Here is a 19,545-nt window from a genome sequence, read left to right on the forward strand (position 1 = left end):
TGATCGGCGCCGGCGTGGATCGGTGCTCCGAGAATGCGACGGCTTTGCTGCAGTTCGCACAGGAGCTTGCGCAATGCGGCGGGGTCACTCTTGTCTCTGCTCGAATTTTAGCATCAATCTCACCGCTTGATCGTAGCCGGCGAGGGCAGTTTTCTGCGCCGGCTCACGATGGCGCTGGGGATGGCCGGGTCGCGCATGGTTTCGGTAGATCTCAAGGCCGTTTCGAAGCACTGGGGCGGCGCGGCCGCGGTCGACGACATCAGCTTCACGGTCAAGGGCGGCGACCTCGTCGCGCTGCTCGGCCCGTCCGGCTGCGGCAAGTCGACCACGCTTCGGCTGATCGCGGGGCTGGAGGACAGCAGTGGCGGCACCATAGCAATCGGCGGGCGCGACGTGACCGGCGCTGCGCCCTCGCAGCGCGGCATTGCCATGGTGTTCCAGAACTATGCGCTGTTCCCGCATCTCTCTGTCGCCGAGAACATCCTGTTCGGGCTGAAGGTGCGGAAAGTCTCGCGCGCCGAGCGCGACGAGCGGCTCAAGCGTGCCGCCTCGATCCTCGGGCTCACCGGCCTGCTCGAGCGCAAGCCTTCGCAGCTCTCCGGCGGCCAGCAGCAGCGCGTCGCGCTCGGCCGTGCCATCGTCGCCGAGGCGCCGGTCTGCCTGATGGACGAGCCGCTCTCCAATCTCGACGCCCAGCTGCGCGTCGAGATGCGCCGCGAAATCCGCGAGCTGCAGCAGCGCCTCGGCATCACCATGGTCTATGTCACGCATGACCAGGTCGAGGCGATGACGATGGCCGACCAGGTCGTGCTGATGCGCAACGGCCGGATCGAGCAGGATGCACCGCCCGACCAGCTCTACGAGAACCCGGCGACGATCTTCGTCGCGCGCTTCGTCGGCACGCCGCCGATGAACGTCATTCCGCTCGCATCCATCCTGGCGGCGGGCGGAGACGGGCTCGCGCCGCCATCCTATGCCGAGCCGGGCTCGCTCGCTGTCGGCATCCGCCCTGAAATGACCGAACTCACCGAGACCGGCATCGCTGCCGACGTCGTGGCCGTCGAATATCTCGGCGCCGACACGCTGGTCGAGACCCGGATCGAGGGCCAGCCCTTCATCGTGCGCCGGCCCGGGAAAATCCGTGCTGCGGCAGGCGACCGGGTGCATATCAGCCTGTCGCAATCGGCGGTGCACTGGTTCGACCTGAAGACCGAGCAGAGGCTCGTCCTCGACTGACGATGCCTGAACAACCAGGCGCTCAAGCGCCGCAACCAAGGGGAGAGCACGACTATGGACAGGCGCGAATTTCTGGGCGGTACGGCGGCGGTGGCTGGTTCGCTCGCCATGGCGAGGCCCGCTCTCGCCCAATCGGCCGAGTTGTCCTTCTTCTACCCGGTCGCCGTGGGCGGGCCGATCACCAAGCTGATCGACGCCTATGCCGCCGGCTTCGAGAAGGAAAACCCGACCATCAAGGTCAAGCCGATCTATGCCGGCACCTATCAGGAGACGATCGTCAAGGCGCTGACCGCGCACAAGAGCGGCACGCCGCCGGTGCTCTCGGTGCTGCTCTCGACCGACATGTTCACGCTGATCGACGAGGAAGCGATCGTTCCCTTCGATCCCTTCATCAAGACCGAGGACGACAGGAAGTGGCTCTCCAACTTCTTCCCCGGCTTCATGGCGAACAGCCAGACCGGAGGCAAAACCTGGGGCATCCCGTTCCAGCGCTCCACGGTGGTGCTCTACTGGAACAAGGAGCTGTTCAAGGAAGCTGGCCTCGATCCCGAGAAGCCGCCGAAGACCTGGGCCGAGCAGCTTGAATTCGCGCAGAAGCTGACCAAGCGCGACGCCGCCGGCAACACCAGCCAGTGGGGCATCCAGATCCCGTCCTCCGGCTTCCCCTACTGGCTCTTCCAGGGGCTGACGACGCAGGCCGGCGCCATCCTCGCGAATGCGGCCGGCGACAAGACCGACTACGCCAATCCCGGCGTCGTCGAGGCGCTGCAGTACTGGGTCGACCTGGCGCAGAAGCACAAGGTCCATCCGCCCGGCATCGTCGAATGGGGCACCACCCCGCGCGACTTCTTCGAGAAGAAGGTCGCGATGATGTGGACCACCACCGGCAACCTGACCAATGTCCGCACCAACGCCAAGTTCCCCTTCGGCGTCGCCGTCCTCCCCGCCGGCAAGAAGCCCGGCAGCCCGACCGGCGGCGGCAATTTCTACCTCTCCAAGAAGGCGAGTCCGGCCGAGCAGGAAGCGGCATTCAAGTTCGTGCGCTGGATCACCGCGCCGGAGCGCGCCGCGCAGTGGAGCGCCGATACCGGCTATGTCGCGGTGACGCCGGCGGCCTACGAAACCGAGGCGATGAAGAAGTACGTTGCCGACTTCCCGCAGGCCCTCGTCGCCCGCGACCAGCTGCCGACCGCCGTCGCCGAGCTCTCGACCCATGAGAACCAGCGCGTCACCAAGGCGCTGAACGACGGCCTTCAGGCGGCCTTGACCGGCACCAAGCAGCCGGGCCCGGCCATGGCCGACGCCCAGGCGGAAGCCGAGCGCATCCTGAAGTCCTATCGCTGAGCCGATGAATAGCCGCGCGACCGCTACCGTTCATGGCTGGCTGCTGCTGCTGCCGGCGATGGCGTGCCTGGCCCTGTTCACGCACTGGCCTGCGGTCGCGAGCCTCATCGACAGCTTCATGTCGACCCCGCGGGCGCGCCGTCCGGCGCGCTTCGTCGGGCTCGACAATTACGAGCAGATGCTGGCCGACCCGATCTTCTGGAAGGCGATGGCGAACAATCTCTGGTTCGCCATGGGCACGATCCCGACCTCGATCGCGCTGGCCTTGCTGATGGCGGTCTGGGTCAACGACAGGATCGCCGGCCGCACTCTGGTCCGGATGGCCTATTTCACCCCGACCATCCTGCCGATGATCGCGGTCGCCAACATCTGGCTGTTCTTCTTCACCCCGCAATATGGCCTGCTCGAGCAGATCGTCGGCGCCTTCGGCGGGCGCTCGACCAACTGGCTGGGTTCGCAGGATACGGCGCTCTACGCCGTCACCATCGTCGCGATCTGGAAGGAAGCCGGCTTCTTCATGATCTTCTATCTCGCGGCGCTGCAGGCGATCCCGCCCAGCCTGGGCGAGGCGGCAGCGATCGAGGGCGCCTCGCGCTGGACCTTCTTCCGGCGCGTCCAGTTTCCGCTGCTGATGCCGACGACACTGTTCGTGCTGATCAATGCGGTGATCAACGCCTTCCGCATGGTCGACCATATCTTCGTGATGACGCGCGGCGGCCCGGACAACGCGACGACGCTGCTCTTGTTCTACATCTACCAGGTCGGCTTCAGCTTCTGGGACACCGCCTATGCGGCGGCCTTGACCTGCGTCTTGCTGGCGCTGCTCGCGCTCGTCGCCTTCGTCCAGTATGGCTGGCTCGAACGCAGGACGCATTATCAATGAGCGCTGCGCCTCGACCGCAGCCGATGGCCGCAACCCGTCCCGACCCTTACGCGCCGAAAGGCCTGGCGCTGACGCTCGAATCCCTGGGGGCGATCCTGCTCGCTTTGATCTGGGTGCTGCCCCTGGCCTATGCGGTCTGGGCCGCGATCCACCCGGCCGAGTACACCACCCGTTTTGAGCTGACCGCACCTCTCACGCTGGACAACTTCACCCGCGCCTGGGCGGCCGCACCCTTCGCGCGCTATTTCCTCAACACCTTCATCCTCGTCACCATGATCCTCGCCTTCCAGCTCGTTCTGGGGACGCTCGCCGCCTATGCGCTGGCGCGGCAGGATTTCTGGGGGAGGGACATCGCCTTCGCGCTGATCCTGGCGCAGTTGATGATCATGCCGGACGCGCTGATCGTCGAGAACTACCGCACCCTCGCCAGGGTCAACCTGATCGACACGATCCCGGCGATCGCCTTGCCCTATATCGCCTCGGCCTTCGGCATCTTCCTGCTGCGGCAGACCTTCAAGACCGTGCCGAAGGAGCTCGACGATGCCGCCCGCGTCGAGGGCGCAAGTCCGTTGCAGGTGCTGATGAAGGTCTATGTGCCGCTCGCCAAGCCGACCTATATCGCCTACGGGCTGGTCTCGGTGAGCTATCACTGGAACAACTTCCTCTGGCCGCTGCTGGTCACCAATTCGGTCGAGTCGCGGCCGCTGACAGTCGGTCTCCAGGTGTTCTCGTCGAGCGACCAGGGCATCGACTGGGCAGTAATCTGCGCCGCGACGCTGATGACCTCGGCGCCGTTGCTGGTCGGCTTCCTGCTGTTCCAGCGCCAGTTCGTGCAGAGTTTCATGCGCGCGGGAATCAAGTGAGATGAAGCTGATCACCTGGAACATCCAATGGGCCCGCGGCATGGACGACCGCGTCGATCCGGCGCGCGTCGTCGCCCATGCCCGGCAGATGGCGGATTTCGACGTGCTCTGCCTGCAGGAGGTCGCCGACAACTTCCCCGAGCTCGACTTCAACGACGAGACCGACCAGTTCGCCCGCTTCTCAGAATTGCTGCCGGGCTTCACCGCGATCGAGGGCATCGGCGTCGATGTCGCTGACGGCAAGGGCGGCCGCCAGCGCTTCGGCAACCTCCTGCTGACGCGCTATCCGGTCGCGCAGGCGCTGCGCCATCTCCTGCCCTGGGAGGCGGCGGAGACCCGCAACATGCCGCGCATGCTGATCGAAGCGATGGCGCTGACGCCGCTCGGCCCGGTGAGGCTGATGACGACGCATCTCGAATACTCGGCCTCGGAGCTGCGCGCCGCGCAGGTCGAGGGCATCCGCGAGGCCCACCGCATGGCACTGGCCCGCCACGCCAAGCCGCGCTCGGCCGGGCCGCACACCTACCGGATGACGCCGAGCTCGGCGAGCGCGGTGCTGACCGGCGACTTCAACATGCGGCCTGACGATCCCGTGCTAGCGCGCTTGCTGGCGCCCTTCGACGGCGGCGAGCCGCCCTTGGTCGACCTCTGGGCCGCGGTGAAGGGCGAGGTTCCGCATCCGCCGACCGCCAACCTGTTCGACCAGACCTATGGCCAGGCGGGCTGCCTCGACTATGTGCTGGCGACGCCCGATCTCGCGGCGCGAGCCCGCACCATCACCTGCGATATCGAGACCAAGGTTTCCGACCACCAGCCGATCCTCGTCGAGTTCGACCTCGGCTAACTCATCCCCCTTGCCGACTGGACCACGATGATCTTCACCCGCCAGGACCATGAGAGGCTCGCCGGAATCCTCGCCGAAGCGGGCCGGCGCGAGGTCATGCCGCGCTTCCGCAATCTCGGCGAGGGCGAGATCCGCGAGAAGCGCTCGGCGACCGATCTGGTCACCGAGGCCGACGAGGCGGCGGAGCGCTTCATCAGCGCCGAGCTCGCCCGCGCCTTTCCGGGCGCGGTGCTGATCGGCGAGGAAGCTGCCGCTGCCGATCCTGCGCTGATCGAGCGGCTTGGCGATGCCGAGCTCGCCTTCGTCATCGATCCGATCGACGGCACGCTGAACTACGCCTCGGACCTGCCGCTTTTTGCGGTGATGGCGGCGGCGCTGGTCAAGGGCGAGGTCGTCGCTGCGGTGATCCACGATCCCGTCGTCGCCGACAGCGCCATGGCGTTGCGCGGCGAAGGCGCCTGGCTCGCCGGCGACGGCACCAGCCGTGACCTGCGGGTGGCGCAGGCGGCCGCCCCGCGCGAGATGACCGGGATGATGAGCTGGCAGTATTTCCCGGAGCCGCTGCGCAGCACGCTGCCAGGGCGCACGCCGGCCTTCGCCAATGTCTGCTCGCTGCGCTGCTGCGGCCATGAATACCGGCTCGCCGCCGCCGGCAACGGCCATTTCCTGCTCTATGGCCGGCTCAACCCCTGGGATCACGCGCCGGGCTCGCTGATCCATGCCGAGGCCGGCGGCCATGTCCGCATGCTGGACGGCCAGCTCTACCGGCCGGCGCAGCCGACGCTGGGGCTGCTCTGCGCGCCCGATGCGCAGAGCTGGCAGGAGATCCGCGCGATCCTGCTGGGCGAGACCGCCTAGACCTCCTGCGCGTCCAGCCTGCGGTAGAGCGGCAGGGCCAGCGGCGCGATGCGGCGGATCAGGCCCTGGAAGGGCTGCGGCTTCGGCGTCGAAAGCGGCAGGCCCAGCGTCTCGATCGCCACCCCCTGCGTCGCCTTGGCCAGCTCGCGGCCGAGCGAGATCGACAATGCGACGGCGCGGCCATTGCAGCCGACCCAGCCAAAACCGTTCGGCCCGAGCTGGTGGATGCGCGGATAGCCCGGCACCTGCGGCTGCAGCAGATTGTCGGGGGTCATCCCGACATAGCCGGACCAGACATAGTCGAACTCGACCTCGCCGAGCTGTGGCCAGAGGCGCTTCAGCCGCGCCGCGACCGTCGGGCGCAGATTGGCCCCACCAGCTCCCGGCAGGATCGCGGCGCCGCCGGTAACCAGGCGGTTGCGGGCATCCCAGCGGGCGAAATAGAGTTCGCGATGCGTGTCCGACATCGCCTGCCGGCCAGGGATGACGGTCTTGGCGATGTTGTCGCTGACAGGCTTGGTCGCCATCTGCCAGGACAGGACGGGGATCACCTCATTGGCGATCTCCGGCGCGAGGCCGCGCTCGAACTCGCCGGTATAGGCGTTCGTCGCCAGCACGAGCGCGCGTGCGGTCACCGACCCCTTGGCCGTCGTCACCACCCAGCGGCCGTTCTGATGCGTCATGCTCACGGCCGGCGAGCGCGCATGGATGGTTGCACCGAGCCTGAGCGCGACCTCGGCAAGGCCCCGGGTCAAGGCGAGCGGGTTGATATGACCGCCGGTGCGATTCCAGAAGCCGCCGAACCAGGCATCCGAGCCGAGCATCTCGGCCGTCGCCGCGCGATCGAGCAGCTCGACTGGTGCGCCGATCGCCGACCATTCCCGGACGCGTTTCTCGGCGAGCTTGAAGCGGCCGGGCGAATGCACCGGCTGGACCCAGCCAGCCTGCTCGGCCTCGGCCGGGATCTCGTATTTCCGCACGAGGTTGAAGAGATATTGCGCGGCATCGCGCAGCACGGCGTTGAAGCGCTCGCCGGCCTCGCCATGGCGGGCAGTCATGGCGGAGGGATCGTGACCGGCCAAAGTCGGGATGACCTGGCCATTGTTGCGCCCGGAGGCGCCCCAACCCGGTTCGGCCGCCTCAAGGATTGTTACGCCGACCCCGCTCTCGCGCAGATGGATCGCGGTCGACAGGCCGGTGAAGCCAGCGCCGATGACCACGACATCGCTCTCGATTGCGCCTTCAAGCGTCCCGAGCATGGGGCCGGGCTGAGCCGTCGCAGCCCAGAGCGAGGGCGGCCAGGTGACGGGGGAGGGGGCAGTCATCGGCGGCGTCTTTCGGCTGGGCATGAATGAGTGAGGACCCGCGTGGCGGGCCAGCCTTATCCTTGCCGCCATGTCCGCCGAGCTGCAAGCAGGCTATTCCCAGTCGTTCATCCGAGAGAGAACAGTTTTCTATATTTCTTGGCTGAAACGAACTGATTCTACCAAATTTTGGCTTCTCCGCTCGTCTCCTTGAAAAGACTATTCTCCCGACGCTATGTCTCCGGCGCAGCGGGGGCTGCTGGAATCGTCATCCCGAAACGGTTGCGCCCTAACTTCCGTTCGGATGAACTCTCCCTTCCGTTGAGTTCTGGTCACAAGGGGGCGTCATGCCGCTCAAGCACATTCTCGGTCTCGACCATGTCGTGGTGACGGTTCGCGATCTCGACGCCTCGGCCCGGCAGTGGCAGAACCTCGGCTTCACCGTCTCGCCGCGCGGCACGCATTCGCCCATTCTCGGCAGCGGCAACTACACGATCATGTTCGGCGACGATTATGTCGAGCTGCTCGGCATCCTCGCCGAGACCGAGCACAACCAGCCGACCCGCGACTTCCTCAAAGAGCGCGAGGGCATCGAGCGGGCCGCCTTCACCACCGATGACGCGGCTGCCGGCGCGGCCGAGCTCAAGAGCCGCGGTCTCGAGCCGCTCGGCCCGGTCCATTTCGGCCGTCCGGTCGACCTGCCCAGTGGCGGCAAGGGAGAGGCCAGGTTCAACGTCTTCCGCTGGCCACTCGACGAGAACCCAGGCAGCCTGCGCATCTTCGCCTGCCAGCATCTGACCCGCGACACCGTCTGGATCCCCGAGCTGCAGAGCCATGCCAATGGTGCGAGCCGGATCATCCGCGTCGAGGTGCTCGCCGATGATCCGAAGGCCGCGGCCGAGCATCTCAGCCGGCTGATCGACGAGCCGGTGACGCAGCAGGACGATGGCTGGCTGGTGCCCTCCGGCGGCAGGCGCGCCGATTTCCTGTTCTACGATGCGGCCGGCCTCGCCCGGCGCTATCCCGAAGCAGTGCGGGCCGGCGCAGCCCCCGCCGGCGCGGTAGCGATCGTGCTGGCGAGTTCCGATCTCGATGGCGCCGCCAAGGCGCTCGGCCCTGTCGGCGTCCGCGATGGCGCGGCGCTCAGCGTCCCCGCCGCCTCCGCCAATGGCCTGATTGTGAGCTTCCTGCCGCAATAGTGCGGTTTTCCCGCTTCCGAGAGCGGCCTCGTCGCATTGACGAGGCCTTGTGACGCCCGCATCGTGCCGAGCCTGCACGCCGGCCCCCAGGAGACCATCCATGGATATGACCCGCCGCGCCGCGCTGAAGACCAGCGCCGCCATCGCCTCCAGCGTGCTGTTCCCGATGCGCTCTTTCGCCCAGGAAACGCCGCGCAAGGGCGGCGTCTTCACCGTCCATTACGGCGCCGAGCAGCGCCAGCTGAACCCGAGCCTGCAGGCTTCGACCGGCGTCTACATCATCGGCGGCAAGATCCAGGAGCAACTGGTCGATCTCGACGCCAAGGGCCAGCCCGTCGGCGTGCTCGCCGAGAGCTGGGAAGCCGCGCCCGACGGCAAGACCATCACCTTCAAGCTCCGCCCCGGCGTGACCTGGCATGACGGCAAGCCTTTCACCTCCGCCGACGTTCAGTTCACGGCGATGGAGATGTGGAAGAAGATCCTGAATTACGGCACCACGCTGCAGCTCTTCCTCACCGCGGTCGATACGCCCGACCCGCTGACGGCGGTGTTCCGCTATGAGCGCCCGATGCCGCTCAACCTCTTGCTGCGCGCACTGCCGGACCTCGGCTATATCTCGCCGCGCCATCTCTACGAGGGCAAGGGCGACATCCGGCAGAACCCGGTCAATCTGGCGCCGGTCGGCACCGGGCCGTTCAAGTTCGTCCAGTACGAGCGCGGCCAGCACGTCATCGCCGAGCGCAATCCGAATTACTGGCGCGCCAATGCGCCCTATCTCGACCGGATCGTCTGGCGCGTGGTGACCGATCGCGCCGCGGCCGCCGCCCAGATGGAAGCCGGGCAGATCCATTACAGCCCGTTCTCCGGCCTGACGATCTCGGACTCGGCCCGTCTTGGCAAGGATCCGCGCTTCATCGTCTCGACCAAGGGCAATGAGGGCAATGCCCGCACCAATACGGTCGAGTTCAATTTCCGCCGCAAGGAGCTCGCCGACATCCGCGTCCGGCGCGCCATTGCGCATGCGCTCGACATCCCCTTCTTCATCGAGAACTTCCTCGGCGACTTCGCCAAGCGCGGCACCGGGCCGGTTCCCTCGGTTTCGACCGATTTCTACCCGGCCGACAACGGCCCGCAGTATCCGTTCGACAAGAAGCTGGCCGCCAAGCTGCTCGACGAAGCCGGCTTCAAGCCCGGCACTGGGGGAACGCGCTTCTCGCTGCGGCTGCTGCCGGCGCCCTGGGGTGAGGACGTTTCGCTGTTCGCCACCTTCATCCAGCAGTCGCTCGCCGATGTCGGCATCAAGGTCGATATCGTCCGCACCGATGGCGGCGGCTTCCTGAAACAGGTCTATGACGACCACGCCTTCGATCTCGCCACCGGCTGGCACCAGTACCGCAACGACCCGGCCGTCTCGACCACGGTGTGGTACCGGTCGGGCCAGCCCAAGGGCGCGCCCTGGACCAATCAGTGGGACTGGACCGACCCGACCATGGACAAGATCATCGACGACGCCGCGACGGAGGTCGATGCGGCCAAGCGCAAGGCGCTCTACGGCGACTTCGTGCGGCGCGCCAACACCGAGCTGCCGATCTGGACGCCGATCGAGCAGATCTTCCTGACCGCGATCAGCGCCAAGGCCCGCAACCACTCCAACACGCCGCGCTGGGGCTCGTCCTCCTGGCACGATCTTTGGTTGGCGGAGTGACGCTCTCGCCTACGTTGTCAGCCCAATACGGCCAGTTGCCATGCGTGTTCTAAGTCTCGCGGGGCGGCGTCTTGCCGCCTCGATCCCGACCCTGTTCCTGATCCTGATCGGGGTCTTTCTGCTGCTGCAGCTCGCGCCCGGCGACACCGTCGATGCGTTGATGGCGCAGATGGGCGGCGGCGATGCCACGACCGCCAAGCAGCTGCGCGAATTCTACGGGCTCGACCTCTCGATCTGGGCCCAGCTCGGCAATTATCTCTGGCGGCTGGTCCGGCTCGATCTCGGCTTCTCCGCGATCTACGGCAAGCCGGTGGCGACGGTGATTGCCGAGCGGCTGCCGGCGACCATCCTCTTGATGACCGCCTCGCTCTCCTTCGCCTTCTTCTTCGGGCTGATCCTCGGCGTCGTCGCGGCGCGCGGCGTCAACAAATGGCCGGACACGCTGATCTCGACCTTCGGCCTGATGTTCTATGCGATGCCGACCTTCTGGTTCGGGCTGATGGCGATCGTCGTCTTCTCGATCTACCTGCAATGGCTCCCGGCCGGCGGTTTCGAGGACATCACTGTCAGCAATACCGGCCTGCGGCGAACGCTCGACATCGCCCTGCACCTCGTCCTGCCGACGCTGACGCTCGGCCTGTTCTACATGGCGATTTACCTCCGCATCATGCGCGGCTCGATGCTCGAGGTACTGAACCTCGATTTCGTCCGCACCGCGCGCTCGAAGGGCATGGACGAGACCCGCGTCGTGGTGCGGCATGTGTTGCGCAACGCGCTGCTGCCGATGGTAACGCTGATCGGCCTGCAGGCCGGTACCATGCTCGGCGGCTCGGTCGTGGTCGAAAGCGTGTTCTCCCTGCCGGGGCTCGGGCGCCTCGCCTATGAATCGGTGATCCAGCGCGACCTCAACACGCTGCTCGGCATTGTCTTCGTCTCTGCGCTGCTGGTGATCGCGGTCAATTTCATCGTCGACCTGCTCTATGCCCGGCTTGATCCGCGCATCACAGCGGGGAGCTGAGCCATGGACCTGGTGAAGCTCTATGTTCGCAGCCCGGCCGCCGTCATCGGCCTCGTGCTGCTCATCCTCGTGCTCGCCATGGCTGCGAGCGCCGACTTTCTCTATCCGCGCGATCCGCTGGCGCTCGCCGGGCGGCCGCTGATCTGGCCGTTCAGCAATCCGCGCTTCCTGCTCGGCACCGACAATTCCGGCCGCGACATCGCCGCGCAGATCTTCCATGGCGCGCGCATCTCGCTCCTGATCGGCGGTGTCGCGACGGTGATCTCGGTCATGATCGGCATCACCATCGGCGCCCTTGCCGGCTATTACGGCAGCTGGGTGGACACCGCGCTGATGCGCGTCACCGAGGCCTTCCAGACCCTGCCGAACTTCCTGCTGCTGCTGGTGCTCGTCGCCGTCTTCGGCTCGACCATCACCACCGTGACCATCGCGATCGGCATCGTCTCCTGGCCGGCCTCGGCCCGGCTGACGCGGGCCGAGTTTCTCTCGCTGCGCAATCGCGAATTCGTGCAGGCGGGCCGGACGCTCGGCCTCAAGGACATCAAGTTGATCTTCGGCGAGATCCTGCCGAACGCGCTGCCGCCGGTGATCGTCTATGCCAGCGTCGTAATGGCGATCGCGATCCTGCTCGAAAGCGCGCTGGCCTTCCTCAAGCTCTCCGACCCGAACGTCGCGTCCTGGGGCAATCTGATCGGCGCCGGCCGCGACGTGCTGCGTGTGCAATGGTATGTCTCGGCCATTCCCGGCATCGCCATCCTCGTCACCGTGCTCGCCGTCTCGCTGGTCGGGCAGGGGCTCAACGATGCTCTCAATCCGAGGCTGAAGAGCCGATGAGCCCGATCCTCGTCCTCGACGATGTCAGCGTGAAGCTGCCGGCCGGCGGCGACCGCTCGCACGCCATGGAAAAGGTCTCGCTCTCGCTGGCGGCGAACGAGATCCTCTGCGTCGTCGGCGAATCCGGCTCCGGCAAGTCGATGACGGCCAATGCGATCATGCGGCTCCTGCCCGGCGGCGTCACCATCGACGGCGGCCGCATCCTGTTCGAGGGGCGCGACCTCTGCGGGCTGGGCGAAGCCGAGATGCGCAAAGTGCGCGGCGCCGGTATCGCGATGATCTTCCAGGAGCCGATGACGGCGCTGAACCCGCTGCGCAGCATCGGCGACCAGATCGGTGAGATGTTCGAGCTGCATACCGAATTGTCGGCGGCCGAGATCAAGGCCCGCACGCTCGCTTTGCTCGAGGAAGTGCGCATTCCCGATCCGGCGCTCGCCTTCAAGGCCTATCCGCACGAGCTTTCGGGCGGCCAGCGCCAGCGCGCCATGATCGCGATGGCGCTGGCGCTCGATCCCAAGGTGCTGATCGCCGACGAGCCAACCACGGCGCTCGACGTGACCACCCAGGCACAGATCCTCAAGCTCATCCGCGACCTGCAGCGCCGCAAGGGCACGGCCGTCCTGTTCATCACCCATGATTTCGGCGTCGTCGCCGAGATCGCCGACCGGGTCGCGGTGATGAGCAAAGGCCATGTCGTCGAGCAAGGCGCGACGCAGGCCGTGCTCGGCAACCCGCAGCACGCCTATACCCGCCAACTGATCGCCGCGGTGCCGCCCCTCAAGGCGCCGCCAGCGCGGGTGCTGTCCGACGAGCCGATCATGACGATCGGCCATGTCTCGAAGACCTACCGCACCGGCGGCTTCCTCGGGCGCGGCCAGCGCGTCACCCATGCGGTCAAGGATGTCTCGCTGGTGCTGCCCAAAGGCGCGACGCTTGGCATCGTCGGCGAATCCGGTTCGGGCAAGTCGACATTGGCGCGCTGCCTCGTGCGGCTGATCGATCCCGAGAGCGGAGAGATCCGCTTGAACGGCATCGATCTCGCGAGCCTCAGCCGCGAGGAGATGCGTTCGGCGACGCGCGATATCCAGATGGTGTTCCAGGACCCGTTCGCCTCGCTGAACCCGCGCCGCAAGGCCGGCGAGGCGGTGGCGCAGGGGCTGATCGTTCACGGCATGGCGCGGCCTCAGGCGATGATCCGCGCCAAGGAGCTGTTCGGGCTGGTCGGGCTCGACCCGGCGGCGACCGAACGCTATCCGCATGAATTCTCGGGCGGCCAGCGCCAGCGCATCGGCCTCGCCCGGGCGCTGGCGCTGGAGCCGGCTGTGCTGGTTGCCGACGAGCCGGTCTCGGCGCTCGATGTCTCCGTGCAGGCGCAGGTGCTGAAGCTGCTGGCGGAATTGCGCCAGCGCCTCGGCCTTTCGATCGTCTTCATCACCCATGACCTGCGCGTCGCGGCGCAGGTCTGCGATCTCGTCGCGGTGATGAAGAGCGGAGAGGTGGTGGAGGCCGGGCCGATCGGCACGGTCTTCGGTGAGCCGCAGCACCCCTACACCAAGGCGTTGCTCGCCTCGATCCCGGGCCGCGAATTCGGCGAAGGGCAAGGGCTCGCTCAAGAGGCAATGGCTTGATCTGCCGACGATAGGCGCAGATCGGCGGAGGCCTAGGCGCCGTTCTCTGACGCTTTCCGGTCGATTCAGCCCGCCATGCGTTGCCGGCGCCGCATCGCCACTCTATCCCTGACAAAAGACCAGGCGAACAGGGCAGGGCGGCGACCATGGCCGGCGAGAGCAGCATCGGCAGCTTCGATTACGTCGTCATCGGCGCCGGCTCGGCCGGCTGTGTCCTGGCCAACCGGCTCTCGGCCGATCCAAGCCGCAAGGTGCTGATCGTCGAGGCCGGCGGCAAGGACGACTGGATCTGGTTCCACATCCCGGTCGGCTATCTCTACGCCATCGGCAATCCGCGGGCCGACTGGCTGTACCAGACCGAGGTCGAGGCCGGGCTCGGCGGGCGTTCGCTCGCCTATCCGCGCGGCAAGGTCGTCGGCGGCAGCTCGGCGATCAACGCGATGATCTACATGCGCGGCCAGGCGGCCGACTATGATGGCTGGCGCCAGCAGGGGCTCAGCGGTTGGGGCTGGGACGACGTCCTGCCGCTCTTCCTCAAGCATGAGGATCATATCGCCCCGGATGGCCGCTTCCATCGCTCCGGTGGCGAGATGCGCGTCGAGCATCCGCGCGTGCGCTGGGATATCCTCGATGCAGTGCGCGACGCGGCCGAGGCGGCGGGCATCCGCAAGATCGACGACTTCAACACCGGCGACAATGAGGGTTCCTCTTACTTTCAGGTCACCCAGAAGCGCGGGCGGCGCTTCAGCGCAGCGCGCGCCTTCCTGGAGCCGGCGCTCAACCGCGATAATCTTCGCGTCGAGCTCGGCTGCATGGTCGAGCGCATCGTCGTCGAGGACGGGCGGACGACCGGCGTCGTGCTGACGCGTGGTGGTGAGCGCTATCTCGCCGGGGTCTCGGGCGAGGTGCTGCTCAGCGCTGGTGCCGTCGGCTCGCCCGCCATCCTCGAGCGCTCGGGCATCGGCGACGGCGAGCGGCTGCAAGGGCTCGGCATCGAGACCGTCCGCCATGCCCCCGGCGTCGGCGAGAACCTGCAGGACCATCTGCAACTGAGGCCGATCTACAAGGTCGAGGGCGTGCGCACGCTCAACACCGACTATGCCAAGCTCTGGCGCCGGCCCTTGATGGCGCTGGAATATGCGGCGCGCCGCACCGGCCCTTTGACCATGGCACCCTCGCAGATGGGCGCTTTCGCCAGGTCGGCCCCGCATTACGCCAGCGCCAATCTCGAATTCCATTTCCAGCCGCTCTCGCTCGATAAATGGGGCGACGGCCTGCACCCGTTCGGCGCCTTCACCGCCAGCGTCTGCAACCTGCGCCCGTCGAGCCGCGGCAGCGTCCACCTCAAATCGGCGGACCCCGCCGCCGCGCCGGCGATCGCGCCGAACTACCTCTCGACGGAAGAAGACCGGCAGGTCGCGGTCGACGCGCTGAGGCTCGCCCGCCGCATCGTCGCGCAGCCGCCGCTGGCGCGCTTCAAGCCGCAGGAGCATCTGCCGGGGCAGGGCTACGAGAGCGACGAGGCGCTGGCCGAGATCGCCGGCCGGATCGGCACCACGATTTTCCATCCGGTCGGCACGGTGAAGATGGGGCGCGAGGACGATGCCATGGCCGTGCTCGACGAGCGCCTGCGCTTGCGCGGCGTTGCGGGCCTGCGCGTCATCGATGCCTCGGTGATGCCGGCGATCACCTCCGGCAATACCGCCGCGCCGAGCATGATGATCGGCGAGAAGGGCGCGCAGATGGTGCGCGAGGATTCGCGCTAGCTGCGCCGATAGCCTCGCCGGCCTAAGCCGCGAGGGTCTGAAAGGCGAGCGTGAGCCCAAGGGGTGCGCGGGGTCGGTGGCGGCGACCTCTCGCCGCCATGTCGAGCGTCGATGTCGAAATATTGATTGGGAGGTTGTCCCCGCGACGCTGGCTGGCACGCACTTGACGTAGGGGCAATATCTCTGTGTTGTCGGGTGGGGATTTGGTCGCGGCACCATGATGGAATCGCCATCGACCCGGCGTGTGCTTTCCTGAACGAAATGAGATTTTGCGTGGCGCGCAATCGCCATGATCCGGGGCAATGGCAGCGAACGCTGCGGCAAGTCTGCAACAGAGTGCCGCCGATGACGGATGTGAACAGCGGTTCATAGGCTGCGGGAGCGCTACGCGATATAATTGCGATTGGTTGGGGGACCTTCGTGACATCCGTGCTGTTTGCCGAGACTGAGGAGCCGAGCCGCGCGCGGCTGGCGCGGCGTCTGCTTGTCGGTACGGCGCTCGTGCTGATCGCCATGACGTTCGCCGGCCCGGCGCTGGCCAATGGCGGCGCCGGCGGCGGGGCGTTGGACGGCGGGCTAAACTTGGCAGCGGGCGGAGCCGGCGGAGCCGATAATCCCACCACTCCCGGTGGCTCCGGCATGGCAGGCAGCGACACCAGCGTTGGCGCCAGCGGCGGTGGCGGTGGTGGCGCCGGTGCCGGAACGGGCGGTGCCGGCGGCGCTGGGGTCTCCAATATTTTCGGTACCTCCGGTAGCGGCGGCGGCGGCGGCGCTCATGGCGAGGTCGGTGCGGGTCTTCCGGCTGGCGGCACGCCCGGTGGCGATGGCGGCAATGGCGGCAACGGTACCTATGGTAACGGCGCGCCGAATATAGGCGGCGGCGGCGGCGGCGCAGGTGGCTATGGTGCCGTCGTCACGGGAGGCGGCGCCCTCGGTGGCCTGTCGGGCCTCGTCGCCGGCGGTCGCGGTGGCGACGGCGGCAATGCCGCTGCTGGGTCCAGTGGAGGCATGGGCTACGGCTCCGGCGGCTCCGGTGGCTCCGGTGGCGTCGGCCTGTTCTTCACCTCCGGCAATGCGAACCTCACGGTCACCGGCACGGTGCGAGGTGGTGATGGCGGGGCGGCAGGCGCGAGCGGGCCTAGCGGCAGTGCAGCGGCATCTGGGGCGGGCGGCGAAGGCATCGTCGGCTCGAACCTGACTATCACCATGTCAGGCACGATTGCAGGCGGCATGGCCGGCGACGGCACGACCCAAGCGGCGGCGATCCATTTCACCGGCGGCGCCAATGCGCTCACCTTCCTCAATGCCAGCAGCGGCCTCTCCGGCGGCATCGTCGTCGACAGCGGCACGCTGGTCTTCAACCAGTCGACCGCCGTCACGGTCGGCAATGTCATCAGCGGCGGCGGAGCTATCGACAAGCAGGGCGCCGGCACGGTGACGCTGACCGGCACCAACACCTATGCCGGCGGCACGACCTTCAACGGAGGCACCCTCTCGGTTTCGCAGGATGCCAATCTCGGCAATGCCTCCGGCGGACTCACCTTCAACGGCGGCTCCTTGCAGGTGACAGGGAGCTTCGCCACGGCGCGGACGACGACGCTCAACGCCTATGGCACGGTCGAGGTGACCGCTGGCCAGAATTTCACCATGGGCGGTGCGATTTTCGGCACAGGCGGCATCGCCAAAACCGGAAGCGGCACGCTGACGCTGACCGGCACCAATTTTTTCACCGGCGGGACGCAGATTTCGCAAGGTACGGTCTCGGTCTCATCGGATGCCAATCTCGGTGGCCCCGGCACGGCGATCACTTTGTCCAATTCGACCATCGTCGGCGGAGGCGGGACCGGTGCTGATGCCGTGCTGCGGACCACCGCTTCGTTTACGAGTGCCCGGAACATCGCCTTCGCCAATGGCGGCGGGCGGATCGAGACCGATACGGGGACGACGCTGACGCTCATCGGCTCGATTACGACCGGCGGCAGCGCCAGTTTCATCAAGCAGGGCGCCGGCACGCTCGTGCTGACCGGCGACAGCTCGGCCGGCTATAACGGCCGGACCTGGGTCAACGAAGGCACGCTACGGATCGAGGGCGGCGGCAAGCTCGGCAGCAACAGCGCCGGCGGGCAGGCCTATATCAGCAATGGCGCGACCGCGATCGTCACCGGCGCCGGCTCGAGCTGGGAGACCTTCGGCCAGATGCGGGTCGGCGAGCACGGCTCCGGCACGCTGCGCATCGAGAATGGCGGCTCGGTGACGACCGGCGGCGGCGGGGGCACGGTCGGCATCGTCGGCGCTGGCGGCGACAGCTCGGTCACGATCACCGGCTCGGGCTCGCAATGGGTGGGCAACGGCACGCAGGTCTATATCGGCCACTCCAACGCCGGCTCGCTGACGCTCTCGGACGGCGGCAAGTTCGAGCTCACCGGCGCCAGCTCGATCCTGCAGGCAGGCCTCGTCGGCGGCAGCGCCGGCGGCACGATCAATATCGGCGCGGCCGAGGGCAGCGCTGCTGTGGCGGCCGGCACCCTCGTCGTCGACACCGTCTCGCTGAACACCAGCGCGAGCAAGGTCGTCTTCAACCATACCGATGTCGGCTATGGGTTTTCCGCCGCGATCACTGGCACCGGCTCGGTGCGTCAGCTCGCCGGCATCACGGTCCTGACCGGCAACAACGACTATTCCGGCGAGACGCAGGTTCTCGGTGGGCGCCTGATCGCTGGCAGCTCGGGAGGCTTCTCGGCGAATTCGGATTATACGGTTGCCTCAAGCGCCGTGCTCGAAGTGGCCGGCGGTTCTGGTACCGTTGCGACTGTCGGCTCGCTGTCGGGGGCCGGCTTCGTGCGGATCGGCGTCGATGAGATGCTGATCACCGGGACTACCAACCAGACCACCACCTTCTCCGGTACCTTCCTCGGCGATGGCTCGCTCGAGTTCGTCGGCTCCGGCACGCAGATCGTCACCGGCACCGGTACGCTTGGCGGCGATCTCAGCATCTGCAGCTGCAGCACTGGCGCCTTCATCGTCCGCGGCGGCGCGCTGACCTTCGGTGGCGGCATCCAGGTCGAGGCTGGCACGCTCGTCCTCGACCAGGGGGCCTCGCTGACGGCTAGTAGCGATATCCAGGTCATCGGCGGCACGCTGGTGGTCAGCGAGGGCAGCAAGCTCGACAACGGTCCCGCCACCTTCTTCGTCGTTTCGACCGTCCGCATCGATGGTGCCGGCACGCTGGTGACGACCGGCAATGTGCTGGTCTTTGGGGCTTTCAGCCCGACTTCGGTCACCGTCTCGGGCGGCGCAACGTTGAATGGCAGTGGCGGCGCTGCTGTCGGCGGCTTCGGCGCGACCGCATCCGTGCTGGTGACCGGCGCCGGCTCGCAATGGATCGTCGGCGGCAGCGGGTTGGGGATCGGCGGCTCGGGTTCGACTGATGCGGTCTCGGTCACCGTCGCCGATGGCGGCGGGCTCGTCATCGCCTCCGGCGATCTCGGCATCGGCTTGCTCGGCACGCTCAATATCGGCAATGGCGGCAAGGCGGGCTCGGTCACGCTCAATGCCGGCGCGATCGTCAATGACGGCGCGATCGTCGCCGACTTCACCGACAGCGCAACGCTCGCCATGGTGATCGAGGGCACGGGCACGCTGACCAAACGTGGCACGGGCACGCTGACGCTGACGGGGACAAACACCTATACCGGCGGCACGACGGTCTCGTCCGGCAAGCTCGTCGTCAACGGCTCGATCACCAGCAACGTGACTCTGGATGGGGGTATACTGGGCGGCTCGGGCACGGTCGGGACGGTGAGCGTCGGCAGCGGCGCGACGGTTGCGCCGGGCAACTCGATCGGGACGTTGACGGTCTCCGGCAATGTCGCCTTCGCGAGTGGCTCGACCTATCAGGTCGAGATCAACGCGGCCGGCCAGGGCGACAGGATCGTGGCGTCGGGCTCGGCGACGATCTCGGGCGGCACGGTGCAGGTGCTGGCCGAGAGTGGCAATTACGCAGCCTCGACCAACTACACGATCCTGACCGCCTCGGGCGGGGTCTCCGGCCGTTTCTCGACGG

General features: G+C 67.2%; 14 protein-coding genes. 13 read left to right on the top strand and 1 reads right to left on the bottom strand.

Going from position 1 to position 19,545, the window contains the following annotated elements; genetic code table 11:
- Positions 1 to 195: 195 nt before the first annotated feature.
- Genes AC1DS0_RS18720 through AC1DS0_RS18745 form a run of 6 tightly spaced genes read left to right on the top strand, consistent with a single transcriptional unit; the run spans position 196 to position 6,028 of the window.
- Complete coding sequence (locus AC1DS0_RS18720; protein ID WP_476815790.1) at positions 196 to 1,236, top strand: ABC transporter ATP-binding protein; 1,041 nt, start codon at positions 196 to 198, stop codon at positions 1,234 to 1,236.
- Between the two features lie 54 nt (positions 1,237 to 1,290).
- Positions 1,291 to 2,580 (top strand): ABC transporter substrate-binding protein, encoded by a 1,290-nt coding sequence (locus tag AC1DS0_RS18725; protein WP_476815791.1) that lies wholly within the window; start codon positions 1,291 to 1,293, stop codon positions 2,578 to 2,580.
- A gap of 4 nt (positions 2,581 to 2,584) precedes the next feature.
- Entirely contained in the window at positions 2,585 to 3,463 is an 879-nt protein-coding gene (locus tag AC1DS0_RS18730; RefSeq protein WP_476815792.1) for a carbohydrate ABC transporter permease, read from the top strand.
- 23 nt (positions 3,464 to 3,486) lie between these two features.
- Positions 3,487 to 4,326: a carbohydrate ABC transporter permease gene (locus AC1DS0_RS18735; protein WP_476815793.1), complete on the top strand. Its 840-nt coding sequence runs from the start codon at positions 3,487 to 3,489 to the stop codon at positions 4,324 to 4,326.
- Position 4,327: 1 nt separating this feature from the next.
- Positions 4,328 to 5,170 carry an endonuclease/exonuclease/phosphatase family protein gene (locus AC1DS0_RS18740; protein ID WP_476815794.1) on the top strand — a complete coding sequence of 281 codons (843 nt, stop codon included), beginning with the start codon at positions 4,328 to 4,330 and terminating at the stop codon, positions 5,168 to 5,170.
- Positions 5,171 to 5,197: 27 nt separating this feature from the next.
- Positions 5,198 to 6,028: an inositol monophosphatase family protein gene (locus tag AC1DS0_RS18745; RefSeq protein ID WP_476815795.1), complete on the top strand. Its 831-nt coding sequence runs from the start codon at positions 5,198 to 5,200 to the stop codon at positions 6,026 to 6,028.
- Here the strand turns inward: AC1DS0_RS18745 and AC1DS0_RS18750 are convergent.
- Entirely contained in the window at positions 6,025 to 7,353 is a 1,329-nt protein-coding gene (locus AC1DS0_RS18750) for an NAD(P)/FAD-dependent oxidoreductase (RefSeq protein ID WP_476815796.1), read from the bottom strand. The genes AC1DS0_RS18745 and AC1DS0_RS18750 overlap by 4 nt on opposite strands.
- Before the next feature lie 326 nt (positions 7,354 to 7,679).
- Here AC1DS0_RS18750 and AC1DS0_RS18755 point away from each other — a divergent pair, with 326 nt between their 5' ends.
- The 7 genes from AC1DS0_RS18755 to AC1DS0_RS18785 form a co-directional block, all read left to right on the top strand.
- Complete coding sequence (locus AC1DS0_RS18755; protein WP_476815797.1) at positions 7,680 to 8,531, top strand: VOC family protein; 852 nt, start codon at positions 7,680 to 7,682, stop codon at positions 8,529 to 8,531.
- Between the two features lie 100 nt (positions 8,532 to 8,631).
- Complete coding sequence (locus AC1DS0_RS18760) at positions 8,632 to 10,236, top strand: ABC transporter substrate-binding protein (RefSeq protein ID WP_476815798.1); 1,605 nt, start codon at positions 8,632 to 8,634, stop codon at positions 10,234 to 10,236.
- A gap of 40 nt (positions 10,237 to 10,276) precedes the next feature.
- A complete protein-coding gene (locus tag AC1DS0_RS18765; RefSeq protein ID WP_476815799.1) occupies positions 10,277 to 11,254 on the top strand; it encodes an ABC transporter permease in 978 nt (325 codons plus the stop codon).
- A gap of 3 nt (positions 11,255 to 11,257) precedes the next feature.
- Positions 11,258 to 12,088: an ABC transporter permease gene (locus AC1DS0_RS18770; protein WP_476815800.1), complete on the top strand. Its 831-nt coding sequence runs from the start codon at positions 11,258 to 11,260 to the stop codon at positions 12,086 to 12,088.
- Positions 12,085 to 13,716: an ABC transporter ATP-binding protein gene (locus AC1DS0_RS18775; RefSeq protein ID WP_476815801.1), complete on the top strand. Its 1,632-nt coding sequence runs from the start codon at positions 12,085 to 12,087 to the stop codon at positions 13,714 to 13,716. The genes AC1DS0_RS18770 and AC1DS0_RS18775 overlap by 4 nt, the downstream gene beginning before the upstream one ends.
- Before the next feature lie 146 nt (positions 13,717 to 13,862).
- On the top strand, positions 13,863 to 15,482 hold the full coding sequence (locus tag AC1DS0_RS18780; protein WP_476815802.1) for a GMC family oxidoreductase: 1,620 nt from the start codon (positions 13,863 to 13,865) through the stop codon (positions 15,480 to 15,482).
- Between the two features lie 420 nt (positions 15,483 to 15,902).
- Positions 15,903 to 19,545, top strand: a 3,643-nt coding sequence (locus AC1DS0_RS18785) for an autotransporter-associated beta strand repeat-containing protein (protein ID WP_476815803.1), incomplete at its 3' end; no start/stop codon positions are given.

The sequence above is a fragment of the Allobosea sp. P4_H5 genome (assembly GCF_056400825.1).

What these genes read in the sequence shown, in the direction of transcription:
- AC1DS0_RS18720 (WP_476815790.1), top strand. Translation starts at nt 196, where the DNA reads ATGGTTTCGGTAGATCTCAAGGCCGTTTCGAAGCACTGGGGCGGCGCG.
- AC1DS0_RS18725 (WP_476815791.1), top strand. Translation starts at nt 1,291, where the DNA reads ATGGACAGGCGCGAATTTCTGGGCGGTACGGCGGCGGTGGCTGGTTCG.
- AC1DS0_RS18730 (WP_476815792.1), top strand. Translation starts at nt 2,585, where the DNA reads ATGAATAGCCGCGCGACCGCTACCGTTCATGGCTGGCTGCTGCTGCTG.
- AC1DS0_RS18735 (WP_476815793.1), top strand. Translation starts at nt 3,487, where the DNA reads ATGGCCGCAACCCGTCCCGACCCTTACGCGCCGAAAGGCCTGGCGCTG.
- AC1DS0_RS18740 (WP_476815794.1), top strand. Translation starts at nt 4,328, where the DNA reads ATGAAGCTGATCACCTGGAACATCCAATGGGCCCGCGGCATGGACGAC.
- AC1DS0_RS18745 (WP_476815795.1), top strand. Translation starts at nt 5,198, where the DNA reads ATGATCTTCACCCGCCAGGACCATGAGAGGCTCGCCGGAATCCTCGCC.
- AC1DS0_RS18750 (WP_476815796.1), bottom strand. Translation starts at nt 7,353, where the DNA reads ATGACTGCCCCCTCCCCCGTCACCTGGCCGCCCTCGCTCTGGGCTGCG.
- AC1DS0_RS18755 (WP_476815797.1), top strand. Translation starts at nt 7,680, where the DNA reads ATGCCGCTCAAGCACATTCTCGGTCTCGACCATGTCGTGGTGACGGTT.
- AC1DS0_RS18760 (WP_476815798.1), top strand. Translation starts at nt 8,632, where the DNA reads ATGGATATGACCCGCCGCGCCGCGCTGAAGACCAGCGCCGCCATCGCC.
- AC1DS0_RS18765 (WP_476815799.1), top strand. Translation starts at nt 10,277, where the DNA reads ATGCGTGTTCTAAGTCTCGCGGGGCGGCGTCTTGCCGCCTCGATCCCG.
- AC1DS0_RS18770 (WP_476815800.1), top strand. Translation starts at nt 11,258, where the DNA reads ATGGACCTGGTGAAGCTCTATGTTCGCAGCCCGGCCGCCGTCATCGGC.
- AC1DS0_RS18775 (WP_476815801.1), top strand. Translation starts at nt 12,085, where the DNA reads ATGAGCCCGATCCTCGTCCTCGACGATGTCAGCGTGAAGCTGCCGGCC.
- AC1DS0_RS18780 (WP_476815802.1), top strand. Translation starts at nt 13,863, where the DNA reads ATGGCCGGCGAGAGCAGCATCGGCAGCTTCGATTACGTCGTCATCGGC.